Annotated in this window: 12 protein-coding genes; 5 read left to right on the plus strand and 7 right to left on the minus strand. The window is 67.7% G+C overall.

Annotated elements, in window-relative coordinates:
* Positions 1-16: 16 nt before the first annotated feature.
* From QOL82_RS04570 to imuA, 3 genes are read right to left on the minus strand one after another with little or no spacing between them, the layout of a single operon-like run.
* Positions 17-3,175, minus strand: a complete 3,159-nt coding sequence (locus tag QOL82_RS04570; RefSeq protein ID WP_283441064.1) for an error-prone DNA polymerase — start codon at positions 3,173-3,175, stop codon at positions 17-19.
* Positions 3,172-4,620: a Y-family DNA polymerase gene (locus QOL82_RS04575; RefSeq protein ID WP_283441065.1), complete on the minus strand. Its 1,449-nt coding sequence runs from the start codon at positions 4,618-4,620 to the stop codon at positions 3,172-3,174. Before QOL82_RS04575 ends, QOL82_RS04570 begins: the two co-directional genes overlap by 4 nt.
* Positions 4,571-5,302 (minus strand): translesion DNA synthesis-associated protein ImuA, encoded by a 732-nt coding sequence (imuA, locus tag QOL82_RS04580; RefSeq protein WP_430438444.1) that lies wholly within the window; start codon positions 5,300-5,302, stop codon positions 4,571-4,573. The genes QOL82_RS04575 and imuA overlap by 50 nt, the downstream gene beginning before the upstream one ends.
* 44 nt (positions 5,303-5,346) lie before the next feature.
* Between imuA and QOL82_RS04585 the strand changes: the two genes are divergently transcribed.
* Positions 5,347-5,673: a hypothetical protein gene (locus tag QOL82_RS04585; RefSeq protein WP_283441067.1), complete on the plus strand. Its 327-nt coding sequence runs from the start codon at positions 5,347-5,349 to the stop codon at positions 5,671-5,673.
* A gap of 43 nt (positions 5,674-5,716) precedes the next feature.
* On the opposite strand, the gene QOL82_RS04590 is transcribed toward QOL82_RS04585, so the two are convergent.
* Positions 5,717-7,135 carry an aminotransferase-like domain-containing protein gene (locus QOL82_RS04590; protein WP_283441068.1) on the minus strand — a complete coding sequence of 473 codons (1,419 nt, stop codon included), beginning with the start codon at positions 7,133-7,135 and terminating at the stop codon, positions 5,717-5,719.
* Between the two features lie 142 nt (positions 7,136-7,277).
* On the opposite strand from QOL82_RS04590, the gene QOL82_RS04595 reads away from it, so the two are divergent.
* A complete protein-coding gene (locus tag QOL82_RS04595) occupies positions 7,278-8,585 on the plus strand; it encodes a hydroxymethylglutaryl-CoA reductase, degradative (RefSeq protein WP_283441069.1) in 1,308 nt (435 codons plus the stop codon).
* Between the two features lie 105 nt (positions 8,586-8,690).
* The gene (locus QOL82_RS04600; protein ID WP_283441070.1) at positions 8,691-9,911 is read left to right on the plus strand and encodes an ABC transporter substrate-binding protein; all 1,221 of its coding nucleotides are present in this window, start codon (positions 8,691-8,693) and stop codon (positions 9,909-9,911) included.
* 32 nt (positions 9,912-9,943) lie between these two features.
* On the opposite strand, the gene QOL82_RS04605 is transcribed toward QOL82_RS04600, so the two are convergent.
* The 3 genes from QOL82_RS04605 to QOL82_RS04615 all read right to left on the minus strand — a co-directional run bounded on the left by QOL82_RS04605 (position 9,944) and on the right by QOL82_RS04615 (position 13,444).
* On the minus strand, positions 9,944-11,587 hold the full coding sequence (locus QOL82_RS04605; RefSeq protein WP_283441071.1) for a methyl-accepting chemotaxis protein: 1,644 nt from the start codon (positions 11,585-11,587) through the stop codon (positions 9,944-9,946).
* Positions 11,588-11,865: 278 nt separating this feature from the next.
* Entirely contained in the window at positions 11,866-12,198 is a 333-nt protein-coding gene (locus QOL82_RS04610) for a c-type cytochrome (RefSeq protein WP_283441072.1), read from the minus strand.
* Positions 12,185-13,444: a PQQ-dependent sugar dehydrogenase gene (locus QOL82_RS04615; protein WP_283441269.1), complete on the minus strand. Its 1,260-nt coding sequence runs from the start codon at positions 13,442-13,444 to the stop codon at positions 12,185-12,187. Before QOL82_RS04615 ends, QOL82_RS04610 begins: the two co-directional genes overlap by 14 nt.
* Positions 13,445-13,604: 160 nt before the next feature.
* Between QOL82_RS04615 and QOL82_RS04620 the strand changes: the two genes are divergently transcribed.
* Complete coding sequence (locus tag QOL82_RS04620) at positions 13,605-13,766, plus strand: hypothetical protein (protein ID WP_283441073.1); 162 nt, start codon at positions 13,605-13,607, stop codon at positions 13,764-13,766.
* Between the two features lie 219 nt (positions 13,767-13,985).
* A complete protein-coding gene (locus QOL82_RS04625) occupies positions 13,986-17,285 on the plus strand; it encodes a PAS domain-containing protein (protein WP_283441074.1) in 3,300 nt (1,099 codons plus the stop codon).
* Positions 17,286-17,385 lie beyond the last annotated feature (100 nt).

The raw sequence follows: 17,385 nt of genomic DNA on the forward strand, positions 1-17,385 counted from the left end.
ACCTGCGCACATCCCCTCACGCAAAATCCCGGCTCCGCGTCTCCACCCTGCCCAGCCAGCCCGACAGATCCACCAGCCGCTTCGCCACCAGGTGCATCACCCCCTGCTCGTTCTGCCATATCCCGTACACCCCCAGCAGCGTCGCGCCCAGCACTTCCCGGCGCTGCTGCTCCACCAGCGACGGCCAGACGATCACGTTGACCAGCCCGGTCTCGTCCTCCAGCGTCACGAACAGCACGCCGTGGGCGGTTTCCGGGCGCTGCCTGACCGTCACGATGCCGCAGCCGCGGGCGAACTGGCCGTTTGCGTAGGTGTGCAGCACGTCCGCCGGCATGAAGCGCTTGGCCAGCAGGCGCTGGCGCAATAACGCGACCGGGTGTCGGCCCAGCGTCAGGCCCATGCTGCGGTAGTCGCCGGCGATGTCCTGGGCTTCGGATGGCGCGGCCAGCAGCGGCGCCTGTTCCGCGACCGGGGCGTGGCGCAGCAGGCCCTTGTCGGGCGCGCCGGCCAGCGCCTGCCATAGCGCCTGGCGGCGGTTGCCGGAAAGCGCGGACAAGGCGTTCGCGGCGGCGAGCGCCTGCAGATCGGCCCGTTCGAGCTGGGCGCGCAACGCCAGGTCCTGGACGTCGGCGTACGGGCGGATCGCGCGCGCTTCCTCGATGCGCCAGGCGGCTTCGCGGCTCAGGCTGCGCACCAGGTTCAGGCCCAGCCGCACGGCGGGACGCGGCGGCCGGCTGCCGGCTTCGAGCGCGGCGTCCCAGTCGCTGACCATCACGTCCACCGGCAGCACCTCGACCTTGTGCCGGCGCGCGTCCTGCACCAGTTGCGACGGCGCATAGAAACCCATGGGCTGGCTGTTGAGCAGCGCGGCGAGGAAGGCTTCGGGCTCGTGGCACTTGAGCCAGGAACTGACATAGGCCAGCAGCGCGAAGCTGGCCGCGTGGCTTTCGGGGAAACCGTATTCGGCGAAGCCCTGTATCTGCCGGAAGATGGAATCGGCGAACTCCTGCGTATAGCCGCGCGCCAGCATGCCGCTGATCAGCTTGCCTTCGAACTTTTCCAGGCCGCCCTTGCGCTTCCAGGCGGCCATCGCGCGCCGCAGCTGGTCGGCCTCGCCGGGCGTGAAGCCGCCGGCCAGCATGGCGATCTGCATCACCTGTTCCTGGAAGATGGGCACGCCCAGCGTGCGCGACAGCGCTTCCTCGATCGCGGGGCTGGGGTAGCTCACCGGCTCAAGGCCCTGCCGGCGCCGCAGGTAGGGATGGATCATGCCGCCCTGTATCGGGCCGGGACGAATGATGGCGACCTCGATCACCAGGTCGTAGAAGGTGCGCGGCTTCATCCGCGGCAGCATGGTCATCTGGGCGCGGCTCTCGATCTGGAACACGCCCACGGTGTCGGCGCGGCTGATCATCCGGTAGGTCTCGGGGTCTTCGGCGGGAATGTCCTGCAGCTCGAAGGGCTCGCCGCGCCGCCCGGCGGCGAGGTCGAGCGCGCGGCGGATCACGGTCAGCATGCCCAGCGCGAGGATGTCCACTTTCAGCAGGCCCAGCGCGTCGAGGTCGTCCTTGTCCCACTGCACCACGCTGCGGTCGGCCATCGCGGCATTCTCGATGGGCACCAGCCGCGACAGCTTGCCGCGCGAGATGACGAAGCCGCCCGGATGCTGCGACAAGTGCCTCGGAAAACCCATCAGCTGTTCGGCCATCGAGCACCACTGCTGGGCCAGCGGCGCGTCCGGGTCCAGGCCGCACTCGGTGAAGCGGGCCGCGAGGCCGCTCCTGCCGTCCCACCAGCGGTGCGACTTGGCGACCTGGTCGACCACGCCGATGTCCACGCCCAGCGCCTTGCCGACATCGCGCAGCACGCTGCGCGGCCGGTAGCTGATCACCACGCCGGTCAGCGCCGCGCGCAGCCGGCCGTACTTGTTGTAGATGTACTGGATCACCTGCTCTCGTTCCTGGTGCTCGAAGTCGACGTCGATGTCCGGCGGCTCGTTGCGCTCCTTCGAGATGAAGCGTTCGAACAGCAGGTTGCCGCGCGCCGGGTCGACCTCGGTGATGCCGAGGCAGTAGCAGACCGCGGAGTTGGCGGCCGAGCCGCGTCCCTGGCACAGGATGCGCCGGCTGCGGGCGAAGCGGACGATGTCGTACACGGTCAGGAAATACGGCTCGTAGGCCATCTCGCCGATCAGCGCCAGTTCATGCTCGACCTGCTGCTGCACGCTGGCCGGTATGCCGGCCGGGAAGCGCCGGTGCGCGCCTATCCAGGTTTCCTGGCGCAGGTAGCCGGCCGGGGTCTGGCCCGGCGGCACCAGTTCGTCCGGGTATTCATAGCGCAGCTCGTCGAGCGAGAAATGGCAGCGCCGGGCCAGCCGCACGGTCTCGGCCAGCGTCTCGGGCGGGTACAGCGTGGCCAGCCGCAGCCGGGCGCGCAGGTGCTGTTCGGCATTCTGCGCAAGCTGGTAGCCGCATTCGGCCACCGGCTTGCCGAGGCGGATGGCGCTCAGGGCGTCCTGCAGCGGCTTCCTCGAGCGCACATGCATGCAGACGTCGCCGGTGGCGGCGACCGGCAGGCCGTGCGCGCTGGCTACGGCCTGCACCAGCGAACGGTGGCGCTCGTCGCGCGCATGGTGCAGCAGCGTCAGCGCCAGCGTGCCGCGCGCGCCGAAGGTGGCGCGCAGCCATTCGGCCTGCCGCGCCAGCGTGGCGGTGTCGACGCCGTAGGCCGGCGCGAGCAGCATTTCGCAGTCCGGCAGGCCGCGCAGGTGCGCCAGGTCGCCGCGCGGCGCGGCGAGGTCGTCCGGGTACAGCAGGTAGCTGCCCTTGGAGGCGCGGGTGCGGCCCAGCGTGATCAGCTCGGACAGGTTGCCGTAGCCGTTGCGGTTGGTCGCCAGCGCCACCAGCAGCATGTCGCCGACCCGCATCTGGCTGCCGACGATCAGCGGGAACGCATGCTTCTTCGCCTCGACATGGGCACGCACGACGCCGGACAGCGAACATTCATCCGTCAATGCCAATGCGCCATAGCCCAGTTGTATCGCCCGCGCCACCAGCTCCTCCGGGTGGGACGCGCCGCGCAGGAAGCTGAAGTTGGAGACGCACTGGAGTTCGGCATAGTCGGGCAAGGCCGCCGCCGGCTTGCCGAACGGGAGCGGCGCCTGCACGCCGTTCATGCGAACAGCCCGTGCAGGAACCAGCGTATGTCCTCGCCGACGCGTTCCCGGTAGATCCAGTAGCAGGCCTGGTCGGCGCCCTGGGCAATGAAGTAATCGCGCACCGCACAGTTGGCATCCCACCAGCCTGTTTCTATCCGTTCCGGGCCGGCCAGTATCATCAGCGGCGAACCGTAGAACGGACGGTTGCCGCGCATCATCAGCGGCAAGGGGTTTTCCAGCAGCCAGAACGGGCGGTCCGCATCCGGCGGCTTGGCTGCGTCGATGTCCGACGAGGACGCCGGCAGCCAGCGGTTGCTGATTTCCGGCCGGTAGTCGGCAAGCGGCGCGGGTGTCAGCACATTGTCTGCGCCGAGGCGGGCGGTCAGCAGTTCAAGCAGCCGGTGATAGTCGGCGATGGTGCCGCCCGGCTCGGGGAACAGCGACTCGGTCGGCGGCGCCATCGCTTCCAGCCTGGCGGCTTCGAGGCGGATGGCGATGACCGGCCCGGCCAGCTCCATCCGGCCCAGCCTTTCCTTGAGCAGCCGCAGCAGGTGGTCTTCGCGCCAGGCGGCTTCGGCCAGCGTGATATCGAGTGCGGTAGGCGCTACGGCTTGCCGCCCGCGCTCGTGTTCAAGCAGCAGCACGAAGCGCGATACCGCCATTTGCCGGGCGTTGAGCCAGCCGACCATCTGCAGCACCAGCCGGCGCGCGGCGAACAGCACGGCTTCGGCCTGTTCGACCCGCTCGGGCAGTTCCAGCCGGCCGTCGAAGTGCGGCGCGACTTCGATCCATTCATGGAGTTCGGGCGCCTCGCCGTAAGCGCGGTCCATTTCCTCGATCAGCGCACCGCCGCAGCGGCGCTGCAGGCCGGCGCGCGGCAGCCGGCGCAGCGCGCCCAGCGTCGCGCAGCCTATGCCGTCTAGCCAGTCGGCATACGGGCGGGCCGCCGGCAGCAGCAGCGCGGGCAGCGTGTCGAGCCGGCGCACCATGCTGGCGTGGCGCAGGCTGCGGCGCAGCTTCAGCCCGGCGGCATTCGCCAGCAGCCACGCGGCCTGGGCGGTAGGCGCCATGCCGAGCCGCGCGGAAAAGCCCATCTGCCGCACGCTGGTGCGCACCCGGCGGCTCAGCGCCAGGCGTCCGCCGAATGCGGCCAGGCTGGCGCTGACGTCCAGCACCAGGCTGGCGGCGTCCACCATCGCCACTTCCGGAGTGTATTGCAGCAGGGTCAGCGCGACGCCGTCGAGCGCGCCGCGCTCACGCCCGGCGTCGCGCTCGTGCAGCATGGCGTCGGGCGCCAGCGCGGTGACGCCGCCGCGCCGCATGCCGTGGCGGATGCCGGCCTGGCGGGCAAGTTCGCATAGCGAGAATACTTGCCCATGGTCGATGACCGCATGCGGCGTCGTGTCTGTCCGCTCAGACCAGTGCGGCCGGAACACTTCGAGAGGCAACAGCGGCAGGTGCATGCTTATCCATAGGCGCATGGTGGGAACGGTAAGAGGTTGATGGGAGCGCGGCGTCGGGCGCCAGCGCCAGGTAGAGAGGCCGCTCGGCCAGCGGGCCGCGGCGCTTGACGATGTCGACGCTGACGCCGGCCGGCGCCGGCCGCAGCGCCAGCCGCAGCGGCGCCGGCGACGCATGTTCGCTGGCCGACAGCGGCCTGAGCATCCAGAACACGGTGGTCGAACCCTGCGCGGCGAGGTGCAGCCGGCGCAGCGCCTCGTTGCGCACCTGCGGCTGCCAGAACAGCAAGGCGCCGCAACTGCCGTTGCGCAGCACCTGCTCGGCGCTCCACAGCGCGTCGGCGGTGCGGGCCGCCCTGATCCAGACGAAGCGGTCGGCCGGCAGGCCCCAGCCGGCCCAGGCCGCGACCTGCGGCAGGTGCGGCGGCTGGACCATGACGATGCGGCGCTTGCGCCCGATCGCGCAGAGCGCCGGCTGCAGCAGCCGCATCTCGCCTATGCCGGCCTGTTGCAGCAGCAGTTCGATGAGGGTGGATGCGGGCCAGCCGCCATTGGGCAATTCCCGGTCCAGCGACTGGTAGCCGGTGGCGGTGACGTCGGCCTGGTAGGAACCCATCTGGTTGGCCCGCCAGACGGTATGGGCAATATTCCTGTCGATCGCCGCGGTGACCGCGGCAGCCGACATAGTGCGTGAAGTTGACCCGGACATGCTGATCTCCTGGTGATGACATGGCGCGCAGACGCACGGCCGCGCTGATTACTGTACAAATATACAGTATATCTCATGTCAGTTCAGCAGCATTCGCAGGAGAAACATTAAGAACCATTGGTTCGGATCAAATTGGAGGGGAGAGAAATAGGTGGACGAATCTGGATGTGGAAGCGGGCAAGTCGGGGAAATGGAATTGCCGGGCTGGCGGAAATGGCAGCAGGAAATGGAAATTAAAAATGAAGATTAAAAATGGAAAGCAGGAATGGAAATCGGAAACGGGATGGTTGGTCGAATGGAATGGCTTGCACGGTTTGCAAATCCCCGTCCCCTTTCATCCTGAGTAGCCTGCGCAGCAGGCGTAACGCAGGGCTCCACGCATCCCGAAAACTAGCTTCCCAGATTCCGCCGCTTCGCTATCTCCGCCAGCGCCTGTTCAAAGCGCGGGTCGAGCACCGCGCCGACGTTGAAGCGGGACCAGCGCGACACCAGCGCGGAATCGACGCCGAAGATCCTGCCGGGGGCCATCATGACTTTCTGCTGCAGCAGGTCCTCGGCCAGCGTCAATGAATCGTCGATGCCGGGAAACGCGGCCCACAGGTACAGCGACTGCGGGGTTTTCGCGAACACTTCCGCGCCGAACGACTGCAGCAGCTGCGCGGCCTGCGCGGTCGCGTCGCCCAGCCGGGTGCGCAGGCGGTTCAGGTGGCGCTGGTAATGGCCGGCGCTCAATATGACGTCGACCGTGCGCTCCGCGTATTCGGAGCTGTTGATATGGATGAGGCTTTTCAGGTCGGCCAGGTCGCTGGCCAGCGCCGCGCCGCAGGCGATGAAACCAACCCGCAGCGCCGCCGAGAACGACTTGGAAAAGCTGCCTATATATATGGTGCGCTCCAGCTGGTCGAGCGACGAAAGCCGCGATGAGCCGACCGGCTTGAAGTCGGCCAGCGGGTCGTTCTCGACGATCAGCACGTCATGCTTCTGCGCGAGCTGCAGCACGCGGAAGGCCTTGGCCTGCGAAAGGTCGGAGCCGGTCGGGTTGTGCGCGAGCGATTGCGTGAAGAACAGCCGCGGCCGTTCGGCCGACAGCAGGCGGTCCAGCATGTCGAGGTCCGGCCCGTCGGCCAGCCGCGGCACGCCCAGCATGCGCGCGCCGGCCAGCTTGAGCTTGCCGAACAGCGGGTAATAGCCGGGATCGTCGACCAGCACGGTGCCGCCGGGCGGCACGAAGTAGCGGATCACGATATCCATCGCCTCGTTGGCGCCGTGGGTCAGCACGATCTGGCGCGGCTCGACGGCGATGCCGAAGTCGCCCAGCTTGCGCACCAGGTGTTCCCGCAGCGGCGCATAGCCGAAGCGGCTGCCGTAGCGGAACAGGCCGCCGACGCCGGTGCGGACCACCTTCTGGTGGTATTTGTCCAGCCGCACGTCGGCCAGCCATTCGACCGGCGGAAAGCCGTCGCCCACCGCCAGCGTGCCCGGCTCGCTCTTCAACTGCTCGCGCATCAGCCAGACGATGTCCATCGCACGGCCCAGCGACTCCGCTTCCTCGCCGCGCCGGGCGGCCGGCTTGCCGACGACGTAATAGCCGGACCCGCGGCGCGGCTCCACCAGCCCGCGCGACACCAGGATCTCGAAGGCGGCGACGACGGTGTTCTTCGCATACTGGTGCAGCTGGGCCAGTTCGCGCAGCGACGGCAGCTTGTCGCCGACGCGGTAGGCGCCCTCATGGATATGCCGCTCGATTTCATCGGCAAGCCGCTGCGAAATGGTGGCCGGCCTGGCGGAATCCGGCGGCGGATCGGGCATCTTCTTCATCGAAAAAGTATGACACAGCGTCGGCCGAAAAATGACCGTGCCCGCACTGTCCCGCAAAACTGTACCTTTCAACGCTGGTACAGTCCGCCTATATTGTGTCCACTACATTCCATAAAAACATAGGAGACAATGGATGACGACCGATTCCCGGCTACCCAATTTCCGCGCCCTCACCCCTGCCCAGCGCTTCGCGCATATCGCCCGCGCCGCCAACCTGACCGTGGAGGAAGCGGCGCTGGTCACCGCGCCCGGCGCGCTCGGCGTCGACCTTGCCAACGGCATGATCGAGAACGTGATCGGCACGTTCGAGCTGCCCTTCGGCATCGCCGGCAACTTCCAGGTGAACGGGCGCGACGTGCTGGTCCCGATGGCGGTCGAGGAGCCGTCGGTGGTGGCGGCCGCCTCCTTCATGGCCAAGCTGGTGCGCGGCTGCGGCGGCTTCGAGACGTCCAGCACCGAGCCGCTGATGCGCGCCCAGGTACAGGTGCTCGGCATCACCGACCCGTACGGCGCGCGCCAGGCGCTGCTGCGGCATCGCGAAGACATCCTGGCCGTGGCCAACAGCCGTGACAAGGTGCTCATCGAACTGGGCGGCGGCTGCCGCGACATCGAGGTCCACGTGTTCCCCGACACGCCGCGCGGCGCGATGATCGTGATGCACCTGATCGTCGACGTGCGCGACGCCATGGGCGCCAACACGGTCAACACCATGGCCGAGTCGGTGTCGCCGCTGGTCGAGAAGCTGACCGGCGGCACGGTGCGCCTGCGCATCCTGTCCAACTTGGCCGACCTGCGTCTGGCCCGGGCCCGCGTCCGCATCACGCCCGAGGCGCTCGACACCAGCGAGCGCAGCGGCGCGGACATCATCGAAGGCGTGCTCGACGCCTATACGTTCGCGGCCGTCGACCCGTACCGCGCGGCCACGCACAACAAGGGCATCATGAACGGCATCGACCCGGTGGTCGTCGCCACCGGCAACGACTGGCGCGCGGTCGAGGCCGGCGCCCATGCGTATGCCTGCCGCAGCGGCCGCTACACCTCGCTGACCCAGTGGGAAAAGGACAGGAGCGGCGCGCTGGTCGGCACCATCGAGATGCCGATGCCGGTCGGCCTGGTCGGCGGCGCCACCAAGACCCATCCGCTGGCGCGGCTGTCGCTGAAGATCATGGACGTGAAGTCGGCGCAGGAACTGGGCGAGATCGCGGTCGCCGTCGGCCTCGCGCAGAACCTGGGCGCGCTGCGCGCGCTTGCCACCGAAGGCATACAGCGCGGCCACATGGCGCTGCATGCGCGGAACATCGCGCTGGTCGCCGGCGCCACCGGGCAGGAAGTCGATGCGGTCGCAAGGCGCATGGCGGAGGAACACGACGTGCGCACCGACCGCGCGCTCGCGCTGCTGCAGGAACTGCGCGCCGCCGAAGCCGCCCGGGGCAACAGCTAGCCCGCAGCGCAGCGGCGGGCCACAGGCTTTCAAGTCGGGAGACTCTAAATCCACAACAAGACCACAGAAACGGGCAACGACCCGTCCACCATACAAGAGGGCATCATGAAGAGACAATCAGGCATCGCGCCACGCAAGCTCGCACTGGCCGCAGCGGCATTCGGCCTCCTCACCGGCCATGCGCATGCGCAGTCCGGGAGCGAACCTTTCCGCATCGGCTTCATCACCGACATGTCGGGCGCCTATGCCGACACCGACGGCGCCGGCGGCCTCGAAGCCATCAGGATGGCGGTCGAGGATGCGGGCGGCAGCGTGCTCGGCCGGAAGATCGAAGTGCTGTCGGCGGACCACCAGAACAAGGCCGACACCGCCGCCGCCAGGGCGCGCGAATGGATAGACCAGCAGCAGATGAGCATGCTGATCGGCGGCGTCAATTCCGCGGCCGGCCTTGCGATGAACAAGGTCATCGCGGACAAGAAGCGGGTCTATTTCAATGTCGGCGCGGCGACCGCCAGGCTGACCAACGAAGACTGCACGCCCTACACCATCCATTATGAATACGACACCGTGGCGCTCGCCCGCGGCACCGGATCGGCCGTGGTGGCCCAGGGCGGCAAGAGCTGGTACTTCCTGGTGGCCGACTATGCGTTCGGCCATTCGCTGCTGAACGACACCAGCGACGTGATCAAGGCCAGCGGCGGCACCGTGGTCGGCTCGGTCAAGCATCCGCCGAATGCGAACGACATGTCGTCCTTCCTGCTGCAGGCGCAGGCGTCGAAGGCGCAGGTGCTGGGCCTGGCGAACGCCGGCGCGGACACCATCAACTCGATCAAGGCGGCGGCGGACTTCGGCCTGACCAAGAACATGAAGATCGCCGGCCTGCTGATGACCATCAACGACATCCACGGCCTCGGGCTGCCGGTGGCGCAGGGGCTGGTGATGACGGACAGCTGGTACTGGGACAAGGACGAGCCGTCCCGCAAGTTCGCCAACCGCTTCTTCGCCAGGATGAAGAAGATGCCCAGTTCGCACCAGGCTGCCGACTACTCGGTCACCTCGAATTACCTGAAGGCGGTCAAGGCGGTCGGCAGCGACGACGCCGACAAGGTGATGGCGGAGCTGAAGAAAATGAAGCTGGACGACTTCTATGCAAAAGGCACGATCCGCGAGGACGGCCGCTATGTCCACGACATGTACCTGATGCAGGTGAAGACCCCGGCCGAGTCGAAAAAGCCGTGGGATTACATGAAGACGGTGGCGACCATCCCGGGCGAACAGGCTTTCACCCGGCTGGCCGATTCGAAGTGCGCGCTGGTGAAGAAATAGGCTTCAGCTAACGGGTGCGGGAAAGGCCGCGGTCAGAACGATTCCCACTCCCCCGCCGCCCGGCCCTTCACAGCCGGCGCCGGCGCTTTCACGACCGGCGCCAGCGCCGGCTGATCCTCTGTTCCCAGCCTGAATGCGCTGACGGTCAGGGTCAGTTGCCGCGACTGCTCGCGCATGGAGTCCGCCGCCGCGGCGGCTTCCTCGACCAGCGCGGCGTTCTGCTGGGTCACCTGGTCCATCTGCGCGATGGCCTGGTTGACCTGCTCGATGCCCGCGCTCTGCTCGCTGCTGGCCGCGCTGATCTCGGCCATGATGTCGGTGACGCGGCGGATGCTGAGGACGACATCGTTCATCGTCGCGCCAGCCTGGTGGACCAGCGCGCTGCCGGCGCCCACCTTGTCCACCGAGTCGCCGATCAGGGCCTTGATCTCGCGCGCCGCCGCCGCCGAGCGCTGCGCGAGGCTGCGCACTTCGCTGGCGACGACCGCAAAGCCGCGGCCTTCCTCGCCGGCGCGGGCCGCTTCCACCGCCGCATTGAGCGCCAGGATGTTGGTCTGGAACGCAATGCCGTCGATGACGCTGATGATGTCGACGATCTTGCGCGACGCGTCGTTGATCGACTCCATCGTCACCACGACCTCGGACACCACGGCGCCGCCGCGCACGGCCACGTCTGCCGCGCTGATCGCGAGCTGGTTGGCCTGGCGCGCATTGTCTGCATTCTGCTTGACGGTCGCGGTCAGCTCCTCCATCGACGACGCGGTTTCCTCCAGCGAGCCGGCCTGCTGCTCGGTGCGGGACGACAGGTCGAGGTTGCCCGCGGCGATCTCGCCGGACGCGGTGGCGATGGTCTCGGTGCCGGCGCGGACCTGCGAGACGATGCGCAGCAGGCTGGCGTTCATGTCGGCCAGCGCCAGCAGCAGCTGGCCGGACTCGTCGCGGCTGTCCGGATCGATCTTGACCGACGCGTCCTGCGACAGGTCGCCGTCGGCGATCCGGCGCGCCATGGCGGCGGCCTTGCCGATCGGGCGGGTGATGCCGACCGTCAGCCGCCATGCGCAGAATGCGCTCAGCGCCAGCACGAAGACCGCAAGCGCGGTCAGCAGCCTGCGGCTGTCCGCGGCAATGGCGTCGACCCGCTGCGCGCTGGCGTCGATGCTCTTGCGCTGCAGGTCGAGCAGCTGCTGGACGATGCTCTCGTATTCTTTCGACGCCGGCAGGTAGCCCTGTTCGAACTGCCTGCTGGCTTCTTCCTGGTTGCCGGCGTCCTTGGCTTTGGTGATGTCGGCGCGCGTGGACAGGTAACGCTTGGAGACATCCGCGAGCTTGCCGAACAGCGCCCGCTCCTCGTCGCTCGACACCATGTCGTCGATGCGCTTCTTCAGGTCCTGCGACTGCTTCACGGTATTGGCGGCGTCGTCGGCAAAGAACGGCCCGAGCGACGGGTCGGCGCTCTTGACGATGGCGGTGGTGCGGCGGATGCCGGCGTAGACGTAGCGGTACCAGTCGGAGATCATGCGCTCCTTGGCCAGCGGCTGTTCCATCATTGCGTGGGTGGCGTCGGCCAGCGCCTGCAGGCGCAGTATGCCGATGACGGTGATGGCGATCAGGAAAACCAGGATGAGCGCGAAACCGAGACCGAGCCGGTTCCCGATTTTAAGACGATTGAATTTCATGTTCAGGCAACGTCGAAGAGGAATGAAGACATCGGACGCGGCAGACGGGCGCGGTCCGGGCAGGAATTGACCGGACGCATTATAAGGCAACTTATTTCCAATAGGAAATAGCGTATCGAAAAACACGCTGTCACTACGGGCCGGCGCGGGCATGACCGTCGGGCCGGCCGGCAAATCCGTTGCGAATTTGCCAGGCGCGTTGCGCGCAGGGAGCGCTAACCTCCTGCGTACAATGCGCCGCCCCGTCGCCTGTCACCGGCGGGCGACGGGGCGGACCTTTAAGGCGCCTTCACCGTCACGGCGATGCTGCTGAAGTAGCTCGCCACCATCGCGATGTCGTCGTCCGACAGGTTCTTCGCCATCATCGACATCACCTCGTTCTCGCGCTTGCCGGAACGGTAGTCCTTCAGCGCCTTGACCAGGTAGGCGGCATTCTGGCCCGCCAGGTTGGGCGCGTCGGGCACCTTGGCCAGGCCGTCCGCGCCGTGGCAGACGAAGCACTGGCCGGCGCGGCTCTTGGCGGCGGCAGGGTCCGCCGCCAGCGCCGGCGCGCCGGCGGCGGCCAGCAGCGCCGCCGCCAGGCAGGCGACGACGGCCTTACTGCGCCGCATACGACACCCGGTAGATCGCGCCCGCATAATCGTCCGAGATCAGCAGCGACCCGTCCGGCAGGTTGGCGACGTCGACCGGGCGGCCAAGGTATTCCTTGTTCGAGGTCAGCCAGCCGTCGGCGAACACCTCGGTCTTGTCGGCGGTGCCATCGGCCTTGAGCGACGTGAACATCACGCGGGCGCCGACCGGCGTGGTGCGGTTCCAGGAGCCGTGCTGCGCGCTGAAAATGCCGTGCTGGTACTTGGCCGGGAACATGTTGCCGCGGTAGAAGGTCATGCCGAGGTCGGCTGCATGGGCCGCCATCTCGACCTGCGGGAACACTGCGTCGGACGGCGGCGTCTCGGCCTTGTACTCGACCGTGCGCACCTTGCCGCCGCCGTACCACGGGAAGCCGAAATGCTGGCCGGCCTTGGTCGCCCGGTTCAGCTCGCCCGGCGGCGTGTCGTCGCCCATGCCGTCGACCTGGTTATCGGTGAACCACAGCGTCTTGTCCTTCGGGTTGAAGTCCTGGCCGACCGAGTTGCGCACGCCGCGCGCGAAGACTTCGCGGTTCTTGCCGTCGCGGTCCATGCGCAGGATGCCCATCATGCCGACCTTGTCGTACAGCGCGAGCTTTTCCTTGGCCGGCACGTTGAACGGGTTGCCCATCGTGATGTAGAGCTTGTTGTCCGGGCCGATGCGGCAGGTGCGCGCGCCGTGGTTGAAGCTCTCCTCCTCCACCGGGATCAGCTGGCCCTGCGGCACCACGTTGGCGGCGGCGACATCGGGGCCTTCGTAGAAGAACTCGGCCGCCGGGAAGGCCAGCACGCGGTTGTGCTCGGCCACGTACAGCACGCCGTCCGGCGAGAAGCAGACGCCGTTCGGCACCTTCATGCTGATCGACGGGGAAAAGGCCTTCACCTCGTCGGCCACGCGGGTCTTGGCGCGGTCCGTCACGGCCCAGACCTGGGTCTTGCGGGTGCCGACGAACACGATGCCGGTGGATGGACCGACCGCCATGTGGCGGGCGTCCGGCACCAGCGCATACAGGTCGATCTTGAAGCCGGGCGGCAGCTTGACGTTCTTCAGGTTGGCGCGCAGCGCGTCGGCCTTGGCGCCGGTCTGCGGGATCGTCTCCATGTTGAGGTTGGCGCCGGTCGACTGGAAATTTTCCAGCTTCTTCATATTGTCCTGCGCCATGCCGTGCAGCGGCATGGCTGCCGTCACCACGGCAACGGTGGCGGCCAGGCTCATGCGGGTTGTCATTGTCATGCTGTCTCCGTTATAGAAATTGAACTCACGTAACGTCACTGAAGCAAGCGAAAGTCAGCCGGCCTGTCATTCCGTGCATGCGCACGGCGGCCGGCAGGCATTTCTTGTAAATTGCCTTTCGACTATAAGTCGATTAAGAGCTGCGAACGTGATCTTGATCAGTATCGTGCATCTTGCCTTCCTGAAAAATGCCTGGTTGACGCAAAATTCCGACATGCCGCGGCGCCCTTGCGGCCGGCAGCCGCCGGCCACCGCCGCCATGCCTTCACAGGAAACGGCGCGCATCGATCGCGCCTGGCGTTCCACGTTAAAATAGCCGCGTTTTGCCTTCGGAGAAGCGATTCCGCGAGGCATGCCAGCATTGCCGCGCCTGACGCCGGGCCGCCTGCGCAACAATCCGGGACCCGGTTGCCCGGCATGCGCCGCGACACCGGCCGGGCTGCACCGCCAGTCAACCTGGCCACACACTTTTTCCGGCATCAACGGGCAGGCGAACGCCTGGCGTCGCCACTTTTGCATGATGGGACTGAATTCGATGAGCCGTTCAACCTTTGCGTCCTATGCGGATACCCTTGGCGATTCCGCAAGCGCATCGACCATCGTTGCGCACGACTGGTCGGACAGCCCGATGGGTCCGATCGGCGCATGGCAGCGGAACCTGAAGACCACCGTTTCCATGGTCGTCCGCTGCCCGACGCCGATGGCGCTGCTGTGGGGCGAGGACGGCATACTGATCTATAACGACGGCTATGCGAAGGTGCTGGGCGACAAGCACCCGCATGCGCTGGGCCGCCCGGTGCGGGACGTATGGCCGGACGCAGCCGACTTCAACATGGACGTGGTGCGCCGGGTGCTGGCCGGCGAATCGCTGAGCTACCGCGACCAGTTCTTCGTGCTGGAGCGCAACGGGCAATCGCAGCGCTGCTGGTTCGACCTCGATTATTCGCCGGTGTTCGACGACGCGACGGTGGTCGGCGTGCTGGCGCTGGTGCACGAGAAAACCGAGCTGATGCTGGTGTCCAGGCAGCTCGAACTGGAGCGCGAGCAGTTCGTCGAACTGTTCGAGCAGGCGCCCACCTTCATGGCGGTGCTGCGCGGGCCGGAGCACCGGATCGAACGCATCAACCCCGGCTATGCGCAGCTGATCGGCCACCGCGACGTGCTCGGCAAGACGGTGGCGGAAGCGCTGCCGGAAACGGTGGAACAGGGTTACCTGGCGACGCTGGACGAAACCTATCGCAGCGGCGTCGCGCATACCGCCGTCGGCGCCCGTTACGCGTCCCGGGCCACGCCCGGCGGCCCGGTGGTCGAGCGCTTCGTCGATTTCGTGTACCAGCCGATCAAGGGCCCCGAAGGCGTGGTCACCAGCATCTTCGTCGAAGGCGTCGACGTGACCGAGCGCCGCGCCGCCGAGCAGGCGTTCCAGGAAAGCGCCGAGCAGTTCCGCATCCTCGCGCAGGCGCTGCCCAACCAGGTATGGATGGCCACGCCCGACGGCCGGCTGGACTGGGTCAACACGCAGTTCAACGACTATTGCGGCGATGTGCCGGTGGGCGACGACGGCGCGGTGTGGACCGGGCTCGTGCATCCCGACGACGCGGCGGACGCCGTCGCGCAATGGGAGCGCTGCGTCGCCACGGACGAACCCTACGAGGCCGAATTCCGGCTGCGGCGCCGGGACGGCGAGTACCGCTGGCACCTGCTCAGGGCGCTGGCGCTGCGGGCAGCGTCGCGCCCCCTCAGGCAATGGATAGGCACGTCCACCGACATCCATGAGCGCAAGCTGCTGGAGACGCAGAACACGCGCGACCTGAACCGCATCTGGAGCCTGTCGCAGGAGCTGATGCTGGTCTGCGACTTCGAGGGCCGCATCCTTGCCGTCAACCCCGCCACCACCCTGCACCTGGGCTGGCCGGCGCAGCAGATGGTGGGCAGGGCGCTGAGCGACTTCCTTCATCCCGACGACCTGGCCGAGACGGCCGCGGAAGTGCGCAAGCTGAGCGAGGGCGTGACCACGCTCGCGTTCGAGAACCGCTACCTGACCAGGGACGGCGGGCACCGGCTGCTCAGCTGGACCGCGGTGCCGGACGCCGGCAGGATCCATGCGGTGGCGCGCGACATCACCCGCGAGCGCGCCACCGAAAACGCGCTGCGGCAGTCGCAGAAGCTCGAAGCCATCGGCCAGCTCACCGGCGGCGTCGCGCATGACTTCAACAACGTGCTGGCCGTCATGCGCAGCTCGATCGACCTGATGCGGCTGGTGCAGCTCAGCGACGAGCGCCGGCGCCGCTACATGGACGCCATCTCCGACGCGGTGACCCGCGCCACCAAGCTCACCGCCCAGCTACTCGCGTTCGCGCGCCGCCAGGCATTGCAGCCGGTGGTGTTCGACGTGCGGCAGAACCTGGAGATGGTCAGCGAGATGATAGGCAGCCTGACCGGCGTGCGCATCCGGCGCGACATCCACCTGCCCGACCATGCATGCCTGGTGTATGCCGACCCCAGCCAGTTCGACACCGCCATCGTCAACCTGGCGGTGAATGCGCGCGACGCGATGGACGGCAGCGGCACGCTGACCATCTCCGTCAACTGCGTCTCCGACATCCCGCCAGGCCGGGCCACCGCCCCGGTCTCCGGCAGCTTCGTGGCCGTGTCCGTGTCCGACACCGGCGTGGGCATCCCGGCGCAGCACCTGACGCAGATCTTCGAGCCGTTCTTCACGACCAAGGGATCGGGCCAGGGCACCGGCCTGGGCCTGTCGCAGGTGTTCGGCTTCGCCAAGCAGTCGGGCGGCGAGATCCTGGTCGACAGCAAGGTGGGCACGGGCACCACCTTCACGCTCTACCTGCCGCGCTCGCTGCAGCCGGGCCAGCAGGCCGACGCCCAGGCCGCCGACGAAGCCATCGTCCGCGGCCACGGCGACCGCATCCTGGTGGTGGAAGACAATCCCGATGTCGCCGTGTCGGTCGAGCAGACGCTGGAGGAACTGGGCTATGCGACCTTCCTGGTGCCCAGCGGCGAAGCGGCGCTGGCCGAGCTGGAAAAGGACGCCGGCGCCTTCTCCGCCGTGTTCTCCGACGTCGTCATGGCCGGCATCAGCGGCATCGAACTCGGCAAGGAAGTGCAGCGGCTCTACCCGTCGGTGCCGGTGGTGCTGTCGAGCGGCTACAGCTATGTGCTGGCCAGGAATCCCGACCATGGATTCACGCTGCTTCCGAAGCCCTACACGCTGGAAAACCTTTCCCGTACGCTGGCCGAGACCATGGCGCGCTCGCGCGCCGCGCGCCGGCATGCGGGCGCCGGCCCTGACGCCCAGGCCGCGACCCCGGCCGAACGCGAGGCATTGCGGCAGGCGCAGCTGGACGCGCTGGCGATACTGGACTCCGACGAGGAGGAAGCCTATGACGAGCTGACCCGGCTGGCGGCGCAATTCTGCGAAACGCCGGTCGCGCTGATCTCGCTGATCGACGGCGACCGCCAGTGGTTCAAGTCCCGCGTCGGGGTCCAGGTCCGCGAGACGCCGCGGGAACATGCGTTCTGCGCGCATGCGATCCAGACGCCGCAAAGCCTGATGGTGGTCAACGACGCCGCGCAGGATGCGCGCTTCGCCGACAACCCGCTGGTGACCGGCGACCCCAACATCCGCTTCTATGCGGCCGCGCCGCTGGTGACCGCGTCCGGCCATGCGCTGGGCACGCTGTGCGTGATCGACCGCGTACCGCGCACCTTGCAGCGCGGGCAGATCGAAATGCTGCAGTTCCTGGCGAACCAGGTCATCGAGCGGCTTGAAAAGCGCCGGCAGGCGCGCAGGCCGCCACCCGGCCGGGCGGACTGAAGCGGGACGCCTGCCCTGCCCGCCCAACCGCGCCGGCCATTACAATGACGGCGCGGCGCAATGCGCTTGCCGCGCCGTCCGGCGCGCAACATCGGCTCCA

Origin of the sequence: Noviherbaspirillum suwonense (assembly GCF_900182955.1) — a bacterium.
GTDB lineage: Bacteria > Pseudomonadota > Gammaproteobacteria > Burkholderiales > Burkholderiaceae_D > Noviherbaspirillum_A > Noviherbaspirillum_A suwonense.